General features: G+C 62.8%; 18 protein-coding genes and 1 pseudogene. 12 read left to right on the top strand and 7 right to left on the bottom strand.

The genetic code is table 11. The annotated features are described in order from the left end of the window. Nucleotides 1-53: 53 nt before the first annotated feature. Nucleotides 54-854, bottom strand: coding sequence for an alpha/beta fold hydrolase (locus tag CO675_RS29970; RefSeq protein WP_097675381.1), 801 nt, complete (start codon nt 852-854; stop codon nt 54-56). Nucleotides 855-969: 115 nt separating this feature from the next. Between CO675_RS29970 and CO675_RS29965 the strand changes: the two genes are divergently transcribed. The 5 genes from CO675_RS29965 (at nt 970) to CO675_RS29945 (ending at nt 5,407) form a co-directional block, all read left to right on the top strand. Then, the gene (locus CO675_RS29965) at nt 970-1,899 is read left to right on the top strand and encodes a LysR family transcriptional regulator (protein ID WP_097675380.1); all 930 of its coding nucleotides are present in this window, start codon (nt 970-972) and stop codon (nt 1,897-1,899) included. A gap of 393 nt (nt 1,900-2,292) precedes the next feature. Continuing rightward, the gene (locus CO675_RS29960; protein ID WP_097675379.1) at nt 2,293-3,030 is read left to right on the top strand and encodes an ROK family protein; all 738 of its coding nucleotides are present in this window, start codon (nt 2,293-2,295) and stop codon (nt 3,028-3,030) included. Between the two features lie 130 nt (nt 3,031-3,160). Then, on the top strand, nt 3,161-3,421 hold the full coding sequence (locus tag CO675_RS29955; RefSeq protein ID WP_097675378.1) for a PepSY domain-containing protein: 261 nt from the start codon (nt 3,161-3,163) through the stop codon (nt 3,419-3,421). 251 nt (nt 3,422-3,672) lie between these two features. Beyond that, nucleotides 3,673-4,956, top strand: a complete 1,284-nt coding sequence (locus CO675_RS29950) for a cystathionine gamma-synthase family protein (RefSeq protein WP_097675377.1) — start codon at nt 3,673-3,675, stop codon at nt 4,954-4,956. A gap of 139 nt (nt 4,957-5,095) precedes the next feature. Beyond that, a complete protein-coding gene (locus CO675_RS29945; protein WP_097675376.1) occupies nt 5,096-5,407 on the top strand; it encodes a putative quinol monooxygenase in 312 nt (103 codons plus the stop codon). Nucleotides 5,408-5,429: 22 nt separating this feature from the next. Here the strand turns inward: CO675_RS29945 and CO675_RS29940 are convergent, their stop codons facing one another. Beyond that, nucleotides 5,430-5,774: a zinc ribbon domain-containing protein YjdM gene (locus CO675_RS29940; protein WP_097675375.1), complete on the bottom strand. Its 345-nt coding sequence runs from the start codon at nt 5,772-5,774 to the stop codon at nt 5,430-5,432. Between the two features lie 131 nt (nt 5,775-5,905). Between CO675_RS29940 and CO675_RS29935 the strand changes: the two are divergent. Next, a pseudogene (locus tag CO675_RS29935) lies at nt 5,906-6,148 on the top strand (DoxX family protein); the annotation flags it as partial. 60 nt (nt 6,149-6,208) lie between these two features. On the opposite strand, the gene CO675_RS29930 reads toward CO675_RS29935, so the two are convergent. Together CO675_RS29930 and CO675_RS29925 are read right to left on the bottom strand one after the other, a co-directional pair. Continuing rightward, complete coding sequence (locus CO675_RS29930; RefSeq protein WP_097675374.1) at nt 6,209-7,204, bottom strand: LLM class flavin-dependent oxidoreductase; 996 nt, start codon at nt 7,202-7,204, stop codon at nt 6,209-6,211. A 414-nt stretch (nt 7,205-7,618) separates the two neighbouring features. Next, the gene (locus CO675_RS29925) at nt 7,619-8,461 is read right to left on the bottom strand and encodes a hypothetical protein (protein ID WP_097675373.1); all 843 of its coding nucleotides are present in this window, start codon (nt 8,459-8,461) and stop codon (nt 7,619-7,621) included. 239 nt (nt 8,462-8,700) lie between these two features. Here CO675_RS29925 and CO675_RS41155 point away from each other — a divergent pair, with 239 nt between their 5' ends. From CO675_RS41155 to panD, 6 genes are all read left to right on the top strand, one after another. After that, nucleotides 8,701-9,342, top strand: coding sequence for a hypothetical protein (locus CO675_RS41155; RefSeq protein ID WP_198964796.1), 642 nt, complete (start codon nt 8,701-8,703; stop codon nt 9,340-9,342). Nucleotides 9,343-9,582: 240 nt separating this feature from the next. Continuing rightward, nucleotides 9,583-10,707, top strand: coding sequence for a metallophosphoesterase (locus tag CO675_RS29915; protein WP_097675428.1), 1,125 nt, complete (start codon nt 9,583-9,585; stop codon nt 10,705-10,707). A 247-nt stretch (nt 10,708-10,954) separates the two neighbouring features. Continuing rightward, nucleotides 10,955-11,224 (top strand): DUF2312 domain-containing protein, encoded by a 270-nt coding sequence (locus CO675_RS29910; RefSeq protein WP_097675372.1) that lies wholly within the window; start codon nt 10,955-10,957, stop codon nt 11,222-11,224. A 134-nt stretch (nt 11,225-11,358) separates the two neighbouring features. Then, nucleotides 11,359-12,258 carry a DapH/DapD/GlmU-related protein gene (locus tag CO675_RS29905; protein WP_097675371.1) on the top strand — a complete coding sequence of 300 codons (900 nt, stop codon included), beginning with the start codon at nt 11,359-11,361 and terminating at the stop codon, nt 12,256-12,258. 81 nt (nt 12,259-12,339) lie between these two features. Next, nucleotides 12,340-12,735, top strand: coding sequence for a lysozyme inhibitor LprI family protein (locus tag CO675_RS29900; protein ID WP_097675370.1), 396 nt, complete (start codon nt 12,340-12,342; stop codon nt 12,733-12,735). Between the two features lie 322 nt (nt 12,736-13,057). Next, on the top strand, nt 13,058-13,477 hold the full coding sequence (panD, locus tag CO675_RS29895) for an aspartate 1-decarboxylase (protein ID WP_245452981.1): 420 nt from the start codon (nt 13,058-13,060) through the stop codon (nt 13,475-13,477). 134 nt (nt 13,478-13,611) lie between these two features. On the opposite strand, the gene CO675_RS29890 is transcribed toward panD, so the two are convergent. The 3 genes from CO675_RS29890 to CO675_RS29875 all read right to left on the bottom strand — a co-directional run bounded on the left by CO675_RS29890 (nt 13,612) and on the right by CO675_RS29875 (nt 18,903). Further along, on the bottom strand, nt 13,612-14,073 hold the full coding sequence (locus CO675_RS29890; RefSeq protein ID WP_097675369.1) for a DNA adenine methylase: 462 nt from the start codon (nt 14,071-14,073) through the stop codon (nt 13,612-13,614). Continuing rightward, on the bottom strand, nt 14,070-14,906 hold the full coding sequence (locus CO675_RS40210) for a phosphoribosyltransferase-like protein (RefSeq protein ID WP_143279171.1): 837 nt from the start codon (nt 14,904-14,906) through the stop codon (nt 14,070-14,072). Before CO675_RS40210 ends, CO675_RS29890 begins: the two co-directional genes overlap by 4 nt. A 220-nt stretch (nt 14,907-15,126) precedes the next feature. Further along, nucleotides 15,127-18,903 (bottom strand): vitamin B12-dependent ribonucleotide reductase, encoded by a 3,777-nt coding sequence (locus CO675_RS29875; protein WP_097675366.1) that lies wholly within the window; start codon nt 18,901-18,903, stop codon nt 15,127-15,129. Between the last annotated feature and the right edge of the window lie 252 nt (nt 18,904-19,155).

Here is a 19,155-nt window from a genome sequence, read left to right as displayed (position 1 = left end):
TGTTCGATTCCGATTCGTTCTTTGCGAACAAAATGGAGTCGTATCGAGAACGGTTAGGGTGCGCCCTGCAGGAAGCTCGCGACTTCATCGTTGAATCGGTCCGCCTGTTCGACATTGAGAATGTGAACGCCGGGCAGCAGAACGAGCTTTGCATTGGTGATGGTCGCTGCGATCTCTTCGCTGTGACTGGCCCGCGTGACGGTGTCGCTCTCGCCTCCGATGACCAAGGTCGGCGCTGCGATCAGCGAGATGATGCGACGAAGATCGACATCGCGCAGGGCGGCGTAACAGCCGGCGAGGCCGCGCGGCGGGGTGGTGTGCACCATGTTGCGGAATTCGTCGACAATCTGGTCCGGCGCAGCCAGCATCGTTGCGGGAAACCAGTTGCGCATGAAGGTATCGGCGATTCCGTCCATGTCGCTGACAGCCAGCACGGCGCGGATCTGGTCGTCGAACGGCAGCTCCGAGGCCAGATAGGACGCGGTGTTCGAGAGGATCAGGCGATCGATGCGCTCAGGCGCGAAGATGCCGAGCCATTGCCCGATGAATCCGCCGAGCGACAGGCCGAGGAAATGTGCGCGATCGATCGCGAGGGCGTCGAGCAGTTCGACCACATCGCGGCCAAGCCGGTCCATCGAATACGCGCCCGCAGGCGCGTCTGAACCGCCGTGACCGCGGGTGTCGTAGCGGAGCAGGCGAAAGGACCGACTGAGAGCTGGCACTGAGCGGTCCCACATGTGCAGGCTGGTGGCGATCGAGTTCGACAGCACGAGCACCGGCCGATCGTCGGGACCGTCGATCCGGTACGCAATCCGGCAGCCGTCCCGTGTGGTGAAGTGTTGGTCGCCGCCCATTTCGTCAATTCCTTCTGCTGCTGGAAGCCCACGGCTTCGCGTCGCCCCAGGCTAGGGCTCGCGCTCGGCAGGGAAAATTACTAAGATCGATCAATCTCTGTAGGATTTCTGGACAATGGATCGGATCAAGCTCCACGACCTGCGCTGCTTCGACGCGGTCGCGACCAAGGGCAGCTTCCAGGCTGCCGGCGCCGACCTGAACCGCTCGCACCCGTCGGTGTTCGCGGCGGTCGCTCGCCTCGAGCAGCAGCTCGGCCTCACCCTGCTCGATCGCAGCGGATACCGCGTCGGGCTGACGGATGCAGGGCAGACGTTTCACGAGCGCACGCGGCTGACGCTGCGCGAGCTCGATCTGCTGCAAACCTATGCGGACCAGCTTGTCAGCGGGGAAGAGGTTGTGCTGCGTGTCGTCATCGGCGACCTCTGTCCACGTCCGCCCATCCTGCAAATGCTCTCGGGGTTCTTTGCCAGATATCCCAACACGCGCCTGCATCTGGAATATGAGGCCGTTGCGGGACCGCTCGAGCGCTTGATCGATGGTGACGCCGACCTCGTGTTTCATCGCGCGGACCGGTCCGATCCGCGCTTCGAGCAGATCGAGCTCTCAACCACGGCCATGGTGCCGGTTGTCGCTCCCGGCTTTCTGCCGTTCGCGTGGACCAAGCGGGTCACGCCGGAGCAGATGCGCCCCTTCACGCAGTGCGTGATCCGTGACACGGCGCGGCGATCGTCGTCGGAAAGCTTCTTCCTGATCGACGGCGCCCATCGCTGTACCGTGCCGGATCAGATGATGAAGAAGGAGCTGATCCTGCATCGTCTGGCGTGGGGCCATCTGCCGGCGTGGCTGATCGAGGATGAGCTCAGGGATGGCCGACTGATCAGCATCGCGGGACCGAATTTTCCTGGCCGCGAGGAACATCTGGCGGCAATCCGCCATCGGCAGCATGCGCACGGACCGGTCGCGGAAGCACTTTGGCTTCATCTCGAAGATTGGCGGCGCGCAGGGCGGGGCAGCAAACGGCGCCGCGCAAAGCACGGGCGATGACAGTCTTCGTGTGACCGCAAGCCTCGCGCAAACGTCTTGTTAAGAAACGCTTCGCGCTGATTTTTCGATTCCGATTCGTTCCCCGCGAACAAACTGGAGTCGAATGGGGAACGTGATTGTGATGCGAGTCGTCGCCTGATTGCTGAAGCAATCGAACGCAATGCACGCGAAATGCGCCGAGATATTCCGCGCCGGGAGCGATTATCCCGTCCCGGTACAACATCGGCTCCTCAGATGCGTCGGATGCATACGTCCTGTTAATGCTTGAGTCGCGCTGATTTTACCGATTCCGATTCGTTCTTCGCGAACAAATTGGAGTCAGATGCAGAACGGAGCTGTGGCGCGCGATGTGTTTCTCTGCTCCACTCGGTGCGCACAAGAGAGACCGCGCCGATGGCCAGGAAGACAGCTAAGAAGACAAGCAGGAAGACGGCAAAGCCCGCGTCGCGACGGACGGTGCTGGCGATCGACATCGGCGGCACGCATGTGAAGGTCATGACCGACGGGGAGCGCATCAAGCGCGAATTCGAGTCAGGTCCAGCGCTGTCCGCCACCGAGATGGTGCGGCAGGTCAAGGCGCTGACCAGGGACTGGTCCTATGACGTGATCTCGATCGGCTATCCCGGACCCGTGGTTCACAACCGTCCGCTGGCCGAGCCGCATAATCTTGGCCGCGGCTGGGCCGGCTTCGATTTTCACAGCGCGTTCGGCCGGCCGGTGAAGGTCGTCAACGATGCGCTGATGCAGGCGATCGGCAGCTATCAGGGCGGGCGGATGCTGTTTCTCGGTCTCGGCACCGGGCTCGGCTCGGCGATGATCGTGGAGGGCGTTTACGAGCCGATGGAGCTCGGTCACTTGCCCTACCGTAAGGATGGGACGTTCGAGGACTATGTCGGCGCTGCCGGCCTCGAACGGCGCGGCCGGAAGAAATGGCGCAGAAGCGTCGATGACATCATCGCGCGGCTGTCGGCGGCGTTGGAGCCCGACTACATCGTGCTCGGCGGCGGCAATGCCGACAAGGTCGACAACCCGCCAGCGAAAGTGAGGTTCGGCGACAACGCCAATGCCTTCGAGGGCGGATTCCGGATGTGGAAGAAGGCAATGCGCAAGCCGCGCGGCGCGCGTCGGTGAAACCAGAACTGCCACCAAATTGCCTTAACTGCTGAAGTTCCGCGCTGCTCCGTGGCCGCTGTTCCTGGAACTGATCGGGTGCGCCGCTCGTTTTATACGGCATGACATCCCGTTCCATGAGGAGTGACTGATGCGAAGCTTGATTATTCCGGCCATTGCGGCGTTGGCGATCGGCGCAGCGACGCCGGCGATGGCCTATGATTCCGGCAGCCAGATCTCGATGGAGGCAGCCCTCGACGTCGCGACAAGTATCGGCGTCGTCACGGTGTCCAACACCCAGTTCCTCGGCGACGAGTGGGAAGTCGAGGGCCGCGACCGGCTCGGCCGCTGGATGCAGGTCGATGTCGACGCGCGCACCGGCGAGGTGCGCAATGTGGACCGCGGCTGGTAGCGGCGTATTCACCGCAGCGTGAGCAGCCGCGTCGGCGATCGGTCCTGATGTCGTCAGCTGGGTGACATCACGCACGCACGATGCGAGCTGCGGTTTTCGGACGGCCGGCGGCGCAGGGTGCACGCCGGCCGTTCGTTATCCAGAGTGTTCGATGCAGTGTTTTGGCGGAATGGCACAAAGGTGGAGTATGCTTACGGCAGATTCTTATGGATCAGCCCACGCGGTGATCCCTCGAGATAAGGAGACTGGCCGTGGTCAAACCGTTTCCGTCCAGAACCCACATCGGCAACCACCTGCTGCATCCGGAAACCCAGATGCTCAACTACGGCTACGATCCGCAGCTGTCGGAGGGCGCCGTCAAGCCGCCGGTCTTCCTGACCTCGACCTTCGTGTTCAGGACTGCCGAGGACGGCAAGGACTTTTTCGATTTCGTCGCGGGCCGGCGCGAGCCTCCGGAAGGCATGGGAGCGGGGCTGGTCTATTCGCGCTTCAATCATCCGAACAGCGAGATTGTCGAGGACCGGCTTGCGATCTATGAGCGCACCGAGAGCTGCGCGCTGTTCTCCTCCGGCATGTCGGCGATCTCGACCACCGTGCTGGCCTTCGCGCGGCCCGGCGACGTCATCCTGCATTCGCAGCCGCTCTATGGCGGCACGGAGACGCTGTTCACCAGGACGCTGGCGGGGTTCTCGATTAGCGCGGTGGGCTTCGCCGACGGCCTCGACGAGCATGTGGTCCGCGCCGCTGCCGACGAGGCCATGAAGAAGGGCCGCGTCGCGATGATCTTCATCGAGACGCCGGCCAATCCGACCAACGGCCAGGTCGACATCGCGCTCACAAGACGCGTCGCTGACGCGATCGGCAAGGCGCAGGGCTTTACCCCGATCATCGCCTGCGACAACACGCTGCTCGGGCCGGTGTTTCAGCGGCCGATCGAGCACGGCGCCGACCTCTCGCTGTATTCGCTGACCAAATATGTCGGCGGCCACTCCGACCTGATCGCGGGCGCGGCGCTCGGCTCGAAGAAGCTGATGAAGGACGTCAAGGCGCTGCGCGGCGCGATCGGCACCCAGCTCGATCCGCATTCCTGCTGGATGATCAGCCGCTCGCTGGAAACGCTCAGCCTGCGCATGGAGAAGGCCGACCGCAATGCGCGCATCGTCGCCGACTATTTGCGCGACCATCCCAAGGTGGCGCAGGTACATTATCTCGGCCACCACGACGCGGCGTCGCCGGCGGGGCGTGTGTTCGCAAGCCAGAGCAGCGGCGCCGGCTCGACCTTCTCGTTCGATATCGTCGGCGGGCAGCAGGCGGCGGAAAAATTCCTCAACAACTTGCAGATATTCAAGCTCGCGGTGAGCCTCGGCGGCACCGAGTCGCTCGCGAGCCTGCCGGCGACGATGACTCATTCCGGCGTGCCGGCCGACATCAGGAAGAAGATCGGCGTGCTCGATACGACGATCCGGCTCTCGATCGGGATCGAGCATCCATCGGACCTCGTCGCCGACATCGCGCAGGCGTTGAGCAAGGTGTGAGCAAATGCGCAGGGCGGGTTTCGCGCAAGTGTAATCCGCCGATTGTCCGGAAAGAGCAGCGGACGACGCCTTCCGCCTTCGCTCGTTGAGCTGCCACGGACGTAGTCGGCTAATCCACCCGTTATTTTTGGAGAGACACATGTTGGCGATCACGGCGCTCATCCGGGCGAAGAGGGGACACGAAGCGACGATGCGGCAGGCATTGCTCGACGTTGTCGAGCATGTCCGGGCCAACGAACCATCTACTGTCGGCTACTACGTGTCGCAAGATGCATCGGATCCCCGCATATTCGCGATCTACGAGCGATACCTTGATCAGGCGGCCATGGACCGGCACAACAATTCACCGGCCGTGGCGAAGTTCTTCGATGTGGCGAAGCCTATCCTCGACGGCGATGTGATATTGGCGTCGGCGAACGAGATTGCGAGCGTAGGGCGGATGGTCGGCTGATCCGCTCTCGGTGTTGCGCTCGCTAGGCCTTCTTCACGAACTCGGATTTCAGGTTCATCGCGCCGATGCCGTCGATCTTGCAAGCGATGTTGTGTCCATCGCTCCCCTCAGTGAGCCGGATGTTCTTGACCTTGGTGCCGCCCTTGACGACCGATGACGAGCCCTTGACCTTGAGATCCTTGATCACGATGACGCTGTCGCCGTCCGCCAGCGGATTGCCGTGCGCATCACGCACGCCTGCTTCGTGCGAGGCTACCGTGATCGCGTCGCCGCTCCATTCATAGGCGCATTCCGGGCAGACCCAGAGAGCCGCGTCCTGATAGGCATGCTCGGAATTGCATTTCGGGCAGTTCATGGCCGCGTCCATCGTTGAGATCCGTCTCCGTCGTGACGGGCGGCACCGTAGAGGTGCACGCGGGCAAAGCAAGAAAAAACCGTCGCGTATGCGGCTGAGCGGCGAGCGCGCAGGGCGGACCAGCCAGACTTGAGCTAAATCCGGGCGGCCTGCTGCTGATTGCCGGCTATCAGGCCCGCGCCGTGGGGCTGACACTAGCGGTGTTCTCGATCGCAACCGCGGTCGCGTTCCACAGCAATTTCGCCGACCAGAACCAGATGATCCACTTCCTGAAGAACGTGATGATGGCAGGCGGACTGCTGCAGATCGCAGCGTTCGGCGCCGGCGCGCTCAGCCTCGACAACCGCGCCAGGCATGCCGTGCCGCAGGCCGTCGCTGCGCATTGAGCCGAATGCGAACCAGCGACCGCTGCCGCGCAAAAAGCGGCAGCGGTTGGCTGCGTGACGCTACGCTTGCGGCTTGATGCCGCCGGCCTCGGCGATCAGTTCGAACGAGTGCAGCCGCTTCTGGTGATCGTAGACGTCGGACACGATCATCAATTCGTCGGCGCCGGTCTCCGCGACCAGCGCATCGATGCCGGCGCGCACCGTCGCGGGCGAGCCGATGATGCTGCGGGCGAGCATCCGCATCGCCTGGACCTTTTCAGATGGCGACCAGTAGGTCTCGATGTCGTCGATCGGCGGCTGGCTGAGGCCGCGCGCGCCGCGGAAGATGTTGGTGAACGACATCTGCTGCGTGGTGGCGAGCCGCCGCGCTTCCGCGTCGGTGTCGGCGGCGATGATGTTGACGCCCACCATGGTGTAGGGCTGCTGGAGCTGCTCCGACGGCTTGAAGCGCGCGCGATAGATCCCGAGCGCCTGGATCAGCAGCTCGGGGGCGAAGTGCGAGGCGAAGGCGTAGGGCAGGCCGAGTTCGCCGGCCAGCATCGCGCCGAAATTGCTCGATCCCAAAATCCACAGCGGCACGTCGGTGCCCGCGGCCGGCACCGCCTGGATGCGCTGGTTGGGACCGGCGGCGGCGAGGAAGGCCTGCACCTCAAGCACGTCCTGCGGAAAATTCTCGGCGGATTCGGGCGTGCGGCGCAGCGCACGCAAGGTGAGCTGATCGGTGCCCGGCGCACGGCCGAGCCCGAGGTCGATCCGGTCAGGGAACAGCCGCGCCAGCGTGCCGAACTGTTCGGCAATCACGTAAGGCGCGTGGTTCGGCAGCATGATGCCGCCGGCGCCGACCCGGATGGTCTTGGTGCCCGCCGCAATGTGCCCGATCACGACAGACGTCGCGGCGCTCGCGATGCCGGCCATGTTGTGGTGCTCCGCCACCCAGATCCGGCGATAGCCGAGCGCCTCGGCATGGCGAGCGACATCGCGCGCATTGTACAGCGCGCCGCGCGCGTCGGTCTCTTCGGTGACGCGGACGAGATCGAGAATGGAGAGGGCGGCCACGGGAGCTCCGGAATGAGAGGAGGGTGCGCAAGGGACGAGGCCGGTGGTATCGGGCTGTGTCCACGGTGGGTGCGAAGCGGCAGGGCTGCCGTTTCATGCAGATGCATATGGATACGGTCGCCACGCGGGTCAATCCGCCTGATCCGACCGAGGTGCGCTGAAGCGGCAAGGCTGCCCGCCGCAAAATATCGAAAACAACCCCATGCACAGTAGCGGGTTGCAGCCGGGGACTCGGAAAAGTGACTTGACGCGTCGGGCAACTCAGCAGTACTTTTCCATTATTCCGAAATTGTGCGAGCGCCCGCCGGCCGCCCGAGTGCGAGGGCAGCCGTGTAGGATCGGTAGAGCGCAGCGAAACCCATCATGTCTCCGCGCGGACATTAAGTTGATGGGTTTCGCTGCGCTCTACCCATCCTACGGCCCTGATCGACCGCCGCCGCCCGAGAATCGTCGCGTGAGCCCCCAGACGATCGCGGCCGTGGCGGCCGTCGCGAGCAGATGCTTCAAGGTGTGTCCGCTGACGAAGCCAAGCGTGTCTGCGATCTGATGGTCGAGCACCTCGGCGATCTTGGCCAGCACGTACAACCCCATCGCGGTGGCGAACGCGATGCGCTCCGTGCGCGGCGCGCGATAGATCGCCTGCCAGAGCGGGATCAGGATGAGCGGCAGCACCTGCAACAACAGATACGGCCGCAGGTCGCCCGCGCCGTGTCGGTCGGTATAAACCCACCACGCGACGCCGGCGGTGGCGTAGAGGGCGAGCACGATCGCTTCGATGTTCGCTGTCGATCCCGGGTTCGTCGTCGACAACGGCCGGGTGTCGCCGCGGACGCCGACCAGCAGGCCGGCGCCGGCGAGCGCGATCGGCAGCATGTCCCAGGTCAGCCGGTCGTTGCCGGGGGCGAGGTGAAAGAAGGCGGACCCGAATGCGGTCAGGAACAGGCCGATCAGGAACAGGCGATAGCCGGGCCATCCGGCGCGCAGCCGGTCGCTGTCGCGGTGAGGGCGCAGCGCCAGCCAGCCCCAGATCGCGACCAGCGCGAAGCCCGCGTTCGACAACACGTCGGCGGCGTGGGGGATGCCCAGGAGGGCCGAGTGGTCGGCGAATTCGTTGTAATTGGCCGGCTGCGCGATGCGTCCGTGCAGCGCGAATGCCGCAATGATGCCGATCGTGACGATTGTCGGGGCGACTTTCACCCATGGTTTCGCGGGCCGCGCGGACCCGGTCAGTCCGTCCATCCGGAAGGTCGTTTGCATCGCCGGCTCCAACAAAATGAACAATGTTCAATAATTGACCATGAAAATGAGCAATGTTCAAGTTCTATTTTTGAGTCTTGATCACCGTCCACGGGGAGGTGCGCTCCGCCGAGTTGCGAGCAAAGGCCGCTCGTTGCGCTGCCCTTGTGATTGCCGTCGGCGTTGCGACGGAAGGATTGCGTCCGACGAGCAACGTCCACATCTCAGGAGATTGATCGGCTGATGGTGCAGAAGGCGGATTGTCGAAGGGCAAACCGATGAGGTTCGCGGATTTCGTCCCCAAGAGAAATCAGTCATGGCGAAATCAGTCATGGCGAAGACAATCCTGGGCCGACATTGCCCGGATCGCAGCGGTTCAATTTTGTGGCGAGGCCCTCGGGTGGCTCGGCATTCTTCTGATCTTTTTCGCAGGTAGCATCAGCATCTACGCAGGACTGGCCGCACTCTTATGTTGTGCGCTGGTTCCGACGCTGCTTCTGCGGCGAGAATTCAGACTGGACATCGAGGCTCTGGATGACCCCAACGACAATCCCCGCGCGAACCGGTTGATCGGCAATGCCTCCTCCGGTGCCTCAATCGGAAGGCGTCGGAGCGCACTTGGCCAGGTTGCCCCGCGTCCGGATAATCGCGCGACCCGCGCGCTCCGCGCTTTGGAAGATATGGCATTTCGATTTGTGGTCGAACTTTCCAAATCCGTTGCGATCGTCATTGCAATGACGGTCGGGATGGCCCTTGCAGCTGAAATGGCCACGTTCGCTCTATCCGACCGGGATGTCAGTGGCGTCTTTGGTTCGGGTCTGGCCGGAGTCGCCGGCGGCCTGTTTGGCCTGGTCCTCGCCGTCGTGATCGTCCTCAGGCGAATTGCCGATATCGAAGATTGATCGGGCGGCTGTGCCGGGAAGGTCGGCCGGTCGCCCGCAGGAGCCAACGGGTCGCGCGAACGCGCGCCAGATGACAGGCTCCGCGATATGCGGGGTCGGTTGGGGGCCGCGCAGGGCGTTTCAGCGCCGCGCAATCTGCCGAAAATGTGCTGATCGGCGCCTTACGCCGGTGGCCGATCGACCCTACCTTCGCTGAGCGCTTGCCGCAGAGCCTTGACCGATCCGATCCGGAGCGAACCTATTCCCCAACTCATTTTCGGCCTGACCAGCCTCTTGATCCTGGCCCGCTTCATCTGGCCGCTCGACTGGCCGCTGCCGGCAAAGATCGTCGCAGCGTTGCTGGTGCTGGCCGCCTTGCAGTTTCACCGCTGGAACCGATGGTCGTCGGGATCGGAGTTCTCGCCGGAGTTTCCGCGTCCGGTGGTCGTGCTGTTCAACTGGGCGTTCGGCGCGGTCATCCTGCTGGCGCTGCTGCAACTGGCGCTCGATGCGGGACTGTTGGTCGCAGCGCTGATCCATGGCGGCTTCGTCGGCGCGCCTGACGGCGTTCGCTACGCACTTGCAGCGCTCGCGGCCGCAGCCGCCGCGATCGGCGTCCATCAGGCGATGCGCATTCCACCGCTGAAGGATATTGAGGTCGAGATCCGCGGGCTTCCGCGCCAGTTCGACGGCTACACCATCCTGCAACTGACCGATCTGCACATCAGCCGGCTGTTTCCAGCGCCGTGGGCGCGCGAGGTCGTGGCACGATCGAACAAGCTCGGCGTGGACCTGATCGCGATCACGGGCGACCTGATCGACGGCACCATCGATGCGCGGCGCAAGGACATCGCGTCGTTGCAGGATCTTGTGGCCGCCGATGGCGTCTACGTGATCTCGGGCAATCACGAATATATCTTCGGCTATGACGCCTGGATGGCGCACTACGAAGCGCTCGGCCTGCGCTCGCTCGAGAACAGGCACATCGTGCTCGAACGCGGCGATGGCCGGCTGGTGATCGCAGGGATTACCGACCGCGCGTCGCGCCGCAGGAAGCAACCCGTCCGCGATCTTGCCGCGGTGCTCGAAGGCGTCCCCAACGGCGCGCCCGTCGTCCTGCTCGATCACCAGCCGAGCGACGCACGCAACTCGGCTGCGCTCGGCGTCGCGCTGCAACTCTCCGGACACACCCATGGCGGATTGATCTGGGGGATCGACCGCCTGGCCGCGCCCGCCAATGCCGGCTTCGTCTCGGGCCGCTACGACGTCGACGGCATGACGCTCTACGTCAACAACGGCACCGCGCTCTGGCCGGGCTTTGCCTTGCGGCTCGGCCGCCCGTCCGAATTGACGCGGATCACGCTGCGGGTGGTGGGCGATGCCTGAGTGACGAGCATCTCTCCAGATTCGTAGGATGGGTAGAGCGAAGCGAAACCCATCATTAGCGCCGCGAATAATAATCGATGGGTTTCGCTGCGCTCTACCCATCCTACGCGACTACGCTGCTTGCGATGATGCGCGCCGTCGTCACAAAAATACCTCAGCGATGAACGCGCCGCGGTGCTCGCGCGGCTTAAGACATTGGTCATCTCTTTGCTTTCATTTTCACGACCTCATTCAGCAAAGAGGCACCATGTCTGACATCACCATTCCCGGCGGAAAAATTCGTTCCTTCGTCGAGCGGATCGAGAACCTTGACACTGAAATGGCGGAACTGAGCGAGCAGAAGAAGGAAGTCTTTTCGGAGGCGAAGGGCGAAGGTTTCGACGTGAAGATCCTCAAGGAGATCATCAAGCTGCGCAAGCAGGACCAGGACGAGCGCGACGAGCGTGAATCCCTGCTCGATCTCTACATGCGCGCCATGGAAACCGCGCCGGCGGAGAAGGAAGCGAAGGCGGCGTGAGGCCGGAGAGGCGCGTTCGCGTGATGCCGTAGGCATGCAGCGAGTAGGGCGGACCCGATTGGCCAATCCGCCCTACGCTTGCTCGGCGCCCATGATCAGCGATAGCGTGGCGCTGCGTGCACCGGGAGGACGTCATGGAGCTACACAGGCGAGGACACCGATACAGGGATGTGGAGACCGGCGTCACGCTCGACACTTGGTTCCCGAAGCGGGACGCAGCGGTGGTGCGCCACTGCCTGGCCGAGAAGCACGGTCTGATCGAAGGTGACCACGTCGAGGTTACGATCCGGCATCTCGACGATCGTCCGGCGTCGACCGAGGACGCCTGGTTTCGCCTGCACCTACTGTCCGAGCGAAGCGTCAAGCCGAACGGCCTCAACCTCGACGGCATCTTCGACCTGCTCACCAACGTCGCCTGGACATCCGCCGGGCCGGTGCTTCCCGGCAAGGTCGATGATCTGCGCACCAAGGTGGCAGCCGATTGGCACCATCTGATCGTCTACTCGATCGACAAGTTTCCGCGGATGGTGGACTTCGTGGTGCCGTCCGGCGTGCGCGTTGGCGATGCGGACCGCGTGCGGCTCGGTGCGCATCTCGGTTCGGGCACGACCGTGATGCATGAGGGTTTCGTCAACTTCAACGCCGGCACCCTGGGCGAAGCGATGGTCGAAGGTCGTGTCACGCCTGGCGTGATCGTCGGCAGGAATTCCGATGTCGGGGCGGGCTCGTCGATCATGGGGACCCTGTCGGGCGGAGGCAAGACCAAGAACGCGATCGGGGAGCGCAGCCTTCTCGGCGCGAACGCCGGCATCGGGATCTCGCTCGGCGACGAGTGCATCGTCGAGGCGGGGCTGTACGTGACGGCGGGCACCAAGGTGAAACTGCCTGATGGCAAGGTGGTGTCGGCACGCGAGCTGTCCGGCCGGTCGGGCCTGCTGTTTCGGCGCAACAGCCAGAGCGGGGCGGTCGAAGTCCTGCCGACCGATTCCTCGCGTTGGGGCGGCCTCAACACGGCGTTGCACACAAACGACTGATCAGTTCGTAGCTCGTAGGGCGGGCTAAGCCACCGGGCCGCCCTATGCTTGCTGCGGATAAGCGGGTGGAGTGATTTGGACATGGTCATGCTTTCGCGAAGGCTTGTCATTGTTGCAGCTACGCTCGTGCTCGCGACCTTGCCGGTGCGCGCTCAGCAGAGCACCGAGTACGATGCGTGCATGGACAAGGCCGAAGGGGTGTCAACCAAGATGCTCGATTGCGGCAAGTCCGCCATCGCGCAGTGGGACGTCAGGCTCAACGCCGCCTATCAGGCGCTGCTCGCAAGGTCGAAGGGCGCGGCGCACGCGCAATTGCAGACCGAGCAGCGGGCCTGGCTGAAACATCATCTGGGTGAAACCCATCGCCTCGCCGCGGACCCCGACAACGGATCCGTCGCGTTCCTCGACTCCCAGGCGTTCGAATTGCAGGACATCTCCGACCGCACGCTGCTTCTTGAAAAGCGTGCCGGCCAGTAGCCAGTAGGGCGGGTTAGCGAAGCGTAACCCGCCGATTGGTGCGAAGAACGGCGGATTACGCCTACGGCTAATCCGCCCTACGCTCGCTGATCGATGGCAAAAAAAGCCATGCTCCCGATATGGCGAATTGCAGCGCGATTATTCCGAGGTTGTCGCGACCTGCAGGCCATTCCGACCAAATCAATCCGCGATCTCAGAACGAACCTGTCGACGGGCGGAAACACCGCGACGTGCCGGTCGTGCGACGCGTATTGACCGCGCGCCGCGCGGTCCGTATTGGCGGCCTCGGAAAATTCCGATGCAACGATACGGGATGGGCTCGATGCAAGTGACTTTGATGAAGGGCAAGATTCATCGCGCGCGTGTCACCGAAGCGGACTTGCACTACGAGGGCTCGATCTCGATCGACCGCAATCTGATCGAGGCCGCCGGCTTCCTGATCAACGAGCGCGTCGACATCTACAACATCGACACCGGTGCGCGGTTCTCGACCTACGTGATCGAGGCGCCCGCAGGCTCCGGCGCCATCGGCCTCAACGGCGCCGCCGCGCGCCTCGCGATGGCCGGCGACAAGGTCATCATCGTCGCCTATGCCGGCTTCGATGCCGAGGAGGCGCGCAGGTTCCGGCCGCGCGTGGTGATGGTGGACGAAAAGAACCGGCGGGTGGAGGCGGGTGAGGTTTCGTCGGCAGGGGTGTTGGCGGAAGCCGCGTCGTTCGACAGCGTAGATGAGTTAGCGTGATCTGTCGGTTGCAAGGAACGGCGGATTGTGCCCTCCGCCAACCCGCCCTATCCTTGCTGACAGCGCGAGTTGGCGAAGCATTGCGCTAGGGCTAGTCCACCATGCAAGGTGGCCATCGTAGGAGCTGCGGAAGCTTAATGCGCATAGAAAATCAACTCGGTAACTGATTCTCGCTCCACGCCTTTAGAAGCTCCCATTGTTGAATGTACGTGCGGTATCGCGGCGGCAACCTCTGCGTGTGAGAAGTGGCTCGTCAACATCGCAAGTAAGTTCGTCTCAGGAGCCTCCATTAGGCCGTCCCTCGGATAGTTGAGCACTAGTTCGACGCCTAGCTCAGCGGTGCGCTCAATGAGTTGCTCAAATTGACGGTGAACCTCTGACTTCACAGAAAATTTTGATGTGAAGCGGTCTGATCTATAGAGCCCCTTTCCAACAGGCTCGGGATAATCATAACGCAGCAATGTTTCCCACAGATGATAATACCGTGAGTAGTGATCGGCGGTATATGGCGGATCGGCATATATGACGGCCGGACGTTCGATGTCTCGCTTCAATTGAGCAAGGAGCGTATAGGTGAACAAGGGCTGCATGCTCATTCTTCGGCGTCCTGTAGATAGCGCGGGAAAAGGCCGCGCCAACGCGATTTGTTAACGTGAAGAATTGGGATGGAATTGTTGGGAGTCTTGTGACTCAAAACGTACAGAAGACCGCAGTCCCCGTATCCCTTAGGTTGTTGTGAGTCGGCGCGTTCGCAATACGAGAGAAGCGTCTCTCTCTCCGCAGCAGTGAACCTCTGGCACGATGGTGAAAAGATATTTTCGTTTCGCTGGATACGGATTTTTGCACGGACGGACAGCATGGTTTCAGATTCTATCTTGTTGATGGCGGGCTCGGTTGCTGCCGTAAGAACGAGAAAGAATTGCGCATCGCTAGCGACCAGTTCGAAGACGATCGGCCACTTTCGGCAGACTTGCTTGCCCGTGCCGGAAAAATCGTCGATGAAGACGATTGTGTCGGCCGCAGTTGCTTTCTTTTTCGGAAGATCAATCAAATTGCAGAAGAGATAGTTGTACTTTTCTGAAGTCAGATTATTTGCCTCTCTGAATATGCGCACCATGGATTGACCGCTTTCACCAGCATCCCCGAAGCCAACAAAATACCAGTTGCCATCTCTTTCCTGCTTGTTCGTATGCCACCCGGGAAGTGCCTTCAGGGCGCGTCGGTAACCTTCGTGAATTTGTATCTCCGATACGACCTCTACGCAGTCAAGAACGCGAGCCGCGATATCGCGATCGTCGTCGGTGAAGCGTTGTAGCCATGCGTTTATTGCTGCGCGGTTCGGCGGATGCCGGTAGAACCGAAACCTGTCTAACCAGTCGTCTCTTCTTGAATTGTCGATGGCAGCTCCGCGACGAAGTGGAGCTCTCATCGCGGACGCCTATCAGCAGCAGCCAAAATCTTTCGTGTTTGAATGAGTAGCCATACTTCGCTCCAGCCTGAGTCGTGCTCAGTCACCTTATGGTTGTACCTAAAAGGGAAATCCTCGCGAATACAAGGGGTTCCGGATACGGCAAGCAAAAACAACGACTTCAGGGAGCTGAAGTCGTTGTTTGTTTGGAAACGAACGGTAACTGGCCGCCGTCAGCCCCTCACGAACACCCCGTCGTGCTGCCGCAAGTATCGCACTTCATGCAGGTGCCATTCCGCACCAGCGTGAAGTTGCCGCACTCCGAGCACATCTCGCCCTCGTAGCCCTTGGCCTTGGCTTCGGCGCGACGCTCCGCCTTGCTTGGGGCGGCTGCTGCGGCGGTGCCGGGCTTGCTCCAGTTCAGGGCCTCGAGCTTCTCGGTCGGCGAGAGGTCGTGGCTGACCTCCTGCTTCAGGGCGACGGCGCCTTCGATGGTGTCGGAGACGCCGCGGGCGGTGGCGCCGTGCGGGGCCATCGCCGTAACGCGGCTGCCGCCGGCGGGGGCGTTGTCGGCGTTGCCGCTGACAGCAGTCGAGCCGCCGCGCATGACGACGAGGTTGTCGGTGCGCGAACGGGTCAGGCCCTTCGACAGATATTTGGTGGCCTGGTGCTGGGCGGGCGCCTCATCCGGCTCCTTGCCTTCCTCGACGCCCTTGCCGAGCGCGTCGAAGCCAGACTCGTTCGGATCGACATGGGCCAGATCGAAGCGGCTCATGTAGCTCACCGCGAGCTCGCGGAAGACGTAGTCGAGGATCGAGGTCGCGTACTTGATGGAGTCGTTGCCCTGCACCGGGCCTGCGGGCTCGAAGCGGGTGAAGGTGAAGGCGTCGACATATTCTTCCAGCGGCACGCCGTATTGCAGACCGAGCGACACTGCGATCGCAAAATTGTTGATGAAGGAGCGCAGCGCCGCGCCTTCCTTGTGCATGTCGATGAAGATCTCGCCGAGCCGGCCGTCGTCATATTCGCCGGTGCGCAAGTAAACCTTGTGGCCGCCGACCACAGCCTTCTGGGTGTAACCCTTGCGGCGATCCGGCATCTTCTCGCGCTCGCGCATCACGACGATGCGCTCGACCAGCTTCTCGACGATCTTCTCCGAGACCTGGGCGGCACGCGCGGCCATCGGCTTCTCGTAGAGCGCTTCCACCGCATCGTCCTCGTCCTCATCGTCGGAGATGAGCTGCGAGTTGAGCGGCTGCGACAGTTTTGAGCCATCGCGGTACAGCGCGTTGGCCTTGAGCGCCAGCTTCCACGACAAGAGGTAAGCGGACTTGCAGTCCTCCACCGTGGCGTCGTTCGGCATGTTGATGGTTTTCGAGATCGCGCCCGAGATGAACGGCTGCGAGGCCGCCATCATCCGGATGTGGCTCTCGACCGACAAATAACGCTTGCCGATCTTGCCGCAGGGGTTGGCGCAGTCGAACACGGGATAGTGCTCGGCCTTCAGATGCGGGGCGCCTTCGACCGTCATCGCGCCGCAGATGTGGACGTTGGCAGCCTCGATCTCACGCTTGGTGAAGCCGACGGCCTGGAGCAGGTCGAAGCCGGGGACGGCAATGGCTTCCGCGCCGATGCCGAGCTGGTCGCGGATGAAGTCTTCGCCGAAGGTCCACTTGTTGAAGGCGAACTTGATGTCGAACGCGGTCGGCAGCGCCTTCTCGACCTTTGCGATCGCTTCGTCGGTGAAGCCCTTGGCCTTGAGGGTGGAGGCGTTGATACCAGGCGCATTCGACAGCGAACCGTGGCCGACGGCGTAGGCCTCGATCTCCGCAATCTCGCTCTCGCGATAGCCGAGCGCGCGCAAGGCCGACGGCACCGCCTGGTTGATGATCTTGAAGTAGCCGCCACCAGCGAGCTTCTTGAACTTCACCAGCGCGAAATCAGGCTCGATGCCGGTGGTGTCGCAATCCATCACCAGGCCAATGGTGCCGGTCGGCGCCACGACCGTAACTTGCGCGTTGCGATAGCCGTTGACCTCGCCGAGGGCGAGGGCGTCGTCCCAGGCCAGCTTGGCATGCGCGACGATGTCGGCCTGCGGGCAGGAGGCGTGATCGAGCGGCACGGGATTCACCGCGAGCGCCTCGTAGCCACCGGCGTTGCCGTGGGCGGCGCGGCGGTGGTTGCGGATCACGCGCAGCATGTGCGCGGCGTTCTTTTTGTAGCCCGGGAAGGTGCCGAGCTCGGCCGCCATCTCGGCCGAGGTCTTGTAGGAGATGCCGGTCATCACAGCGGTCAGCGCGCCGCACAGCGAACGGCCTTCCTTGCTGTCATAGGGCAGGCCCATGGTCATCAAGAGGCCGCCGATGTTGGCAAAGCCGAGGCCGAGGGTGCGGAACTCGTAGGAGAGTTCGGCAATCGCCTTCGACGGGAACTGGGCCATCATGACGGAGATTTCGAGCACGATGGTCCAGAGCCGGCAGAGGTGCTCGTAGGACTCGATGTCGAACCGCTTGGTGGTGGTGCTGTAGAACGTCAGCAGGTTGGCCGAGGCGAGGTTGCACGCCGTGTCGTCCAGGAACATGTATTCCGAGCACGGATTGGAGGCGCGGATGTCGCCGGACGCCTTACAGGTGTGCCAGTCGTTCATCGTGGTGTTGAAGTGCAGGCCGGGATCGGCGGAGGCCCAGGCGGCGTAACCGATCTTCTCCCAGAGGTCGCGCGCCTTCAGCGTCTTCGTCACCTTCTTGGTGGTGCGGCCGACCAGATTCCAGTCGCCGTCGGTTTCCACCGCGCGGAGGAAGTCATCCTTCAGCGACACCGAGTTGTTGGAGTTCTGGCCGGAGACGGTGAGATACGCCTCGGAATCCCAGTCGGTGTCGTAGATGTCGAACTGGATGTCCTTGTAGCCCTGCTTGGCGAACTGGATGACGCGCTTGATGTAATTATCCGGCACCAGGTTGCGGCGGGCGAGCTTGATCTCGCGGCGCAGCGCCGGGTTCTTCTCGGGATCGAAGCAGTCGTCGCCAGAACCTTCGCAGTTGACGCAGGCCTTCATCACGGCCTTGAGGTGCTTCTGGTTGATCTTGGAGCCGGTGACGAGCGCCGCAACCTTCTGCTCCTCCTTCACCTTCCAGTCGATATAGGTCTCGATATCCGGATGGTCGGCATCGACCACGACCATCTTGGCGGCGCGGCGCGTGGTGCCGCCCGACTTGATCGCGCCCGCGGCGCGGTCGCCGATCTTGAGGAAGCTCATCAGGCCGGACGAGCGGCCGCCGCCGGACAGCTTTTCGCCTTCGCCGCGCAGGCTGGAGAAGTTGGAGCCGGTGCCGGAGCCGTACTTGAACAGGCGCGCCTCGCGCACCCAGAGGTCCATGATGCCGCCCTCGTTGACGAGGTCGTCGCCGACGCCCTGGATGAAGCAGGCATGCGGCTGCGGATGCTCATAGGCCGACTTCGATTTTGTAAGTTTGCCGGTCTTCCAGTCGACATAGTAGTGGCCCTGGCCGGGACCATCGACGCCGTAGGCCCAGTGCAGGCCGGTGTTGAACCACTGCGGCGAGTTCGGCGCGACCATCTGCTTGGCGAGCTGGAAACGCAGCTCGTCGAAGAAGGCGAGGGCGTCTTCTTCCGTCGAGAAGTAGCCGCCCTTCCAGCCCCAATAGGTCCAGCAGCCGGCGAGGCGGTCGAACACCTGCTTGGCGCTGGTCTCGCCGACGATGCGCTCGTTCTCGGGCAGGGCAGCGAGCGCCTCGGTGTCCGGCACCGAACGCCACAGCCACGACGGCACGGTCTCTTCCTCGACCTTCTTCAGGCGCGCGGCGACGCCGGCTTTACGGAAATACTTCTGCGCCAGCACGTCGGAGGCGACCTGCGACCAGAACTCCGGAACCTCGACGTTCTCGGCGCGGAACACGACCGAGCCGTCCGGGTTGCGGATCTCAGATGTGGTCAGGCGGAAATTGATCCCGGCATAGGGAGACTGTCCGCTGGTGGTGTTGCGTCGTTCGATTCGCATGGTCGAGCCCCGTCTCTTCTTCTGCCCGGCCCCACGTTATTCGCAGGTTGCCGGAATGTTATCTGTTCGCGGACATCGGGACACGTGTGGGCACGCCTCCCCGTCATCCGCAGCTCAGCCGGTGGATCCGGCCTGTTTTCTCTCGTCCGCGAGGGCCCGGTTTGACCCGGTCCAGCGGCGGCATGGTCCCGCGGCGGCGCCCGACTGGTCGGGTCCTCCGGGTCATGCATTCAACGCCCCAAACGCTCACGC

Origin of the sequence: Bradyrhizobium sp. C9, assembly GCF_002532045.1 — a bacterium.
GTDB lineage: Bacteria > Pseudomonadota > Alphaproteobacteria > Rhizobiales > Xanthobacteraceae > Bradyrhizobium.
Note: the sequence above shows the minus strand (reverse complement) of the source record. Positions and strands in the feature narration are given on the sequence as shown.